General features: G+C 46.9%; 1 protein-coding gene and 1 pseudogene. Both read right to left on the minus strand.

Annotated features, from left to right (window positions below; genetic code table 11):
- The coding region (locus tag R7Q47_RS26665) for a 6-phosphogluconolactonase (protein WP_318090329.1) at positions 1–194 on the minus strand (194 nt) is incomplete at its 3' end.
- A pseudogene (locus R7Q47_RS26670) lies at positions 191–1,028 on the minus strand (glucose-6-phosphate dehydrogenase); the annotation flags it as partial. The pseudogene R7Q47_RS26670 and the gene R7Q47_RS26665, both read right to left, overlap by 4 nt.

Raw genomic sequence — 1,028 nt, forward strand, 5'->3', positions numbered from 1 at the left:
CAGAAGTGAAGGTTTTGCCACTGAATCGAAGTTGCGTAAGCCTCAGAAGCCAACAGTTTAAACAGCATTTTAGGAGTGCTGCCGCCAGAAAGAGAGATGTGAACAGGTCGGCCCATTTCGCTGAACGCTTTCATGTCGTTAGCTAGGCTTTCTACTACCTGCTCCGCAGTTTGATAGATCTTATGGTTGATCATAGTTCACAGTAGTCCGTATCTGTTAGGTTTTTACATGGGAAACGCCAAGCGCGGTTGTCACGCTGAAGCAAGTCATCAGACTCTTTAGGACCCCATGTACCACATGCGTATCCGAAGAGTGATTGAGGATCTTGTTTGAAGTCTAAAATTGGCTGAACGTACTGCCAACATGCTTCAACTGCATCGCTACGTGCAAATAGCGTCGCATCGCCATTTAGAGCATCAAGTAAAAGACGCTCGTACGCAGTTAGCATTTGAGTCTCTTGCAGGTCTGCGTAGTGGAAGTTCATTTTCACTTCCTTCGCTTTAAAGCCTGCGCCTGGTTCTTTCAAACCAAAGCTCATCTGAATGCCTTCGTCTGGCTGAATACGAATGATCAGTTTGTTTTCTGGCGCATTTTGGCCAAACACTGGGTGCGGTGTTTGTTTAAAGTGAATAACCACTTCAGTAACGCGAGTCGGAAGACGCTTACCTGTACGTACATAGAAAGGTACACCATTCCAACGCCAGTTGTTGATGTAAGCTTTTAGCCCAATGTACGTCTCAGTACGAGAATCGTCCGCTACGCCGTTTTCTTCACGGTAACCCGGAAGGTGTTGGCCACGCACGTCTGATGCAGTGTACTGACCAAGTACAAGATCGTTACGTAGTGCTGTTTCATCCAGTGGTTTTAGGCATTGAAGCACTTTCACCACTTCATCACGCATTGAATCTGCGTTGATTTGTGCTGGTGGTTCCATACCGACCATTGCCAATACTTGTAGCAAGTGGTTTTGGAACATATCACGCACAGCGCCAGAGTTGTCGTAGTAACCACCACGCTCTTCTACGCCA

Source organism: Vibrio sp. Vb0349 (assembly GCF_033338975.1).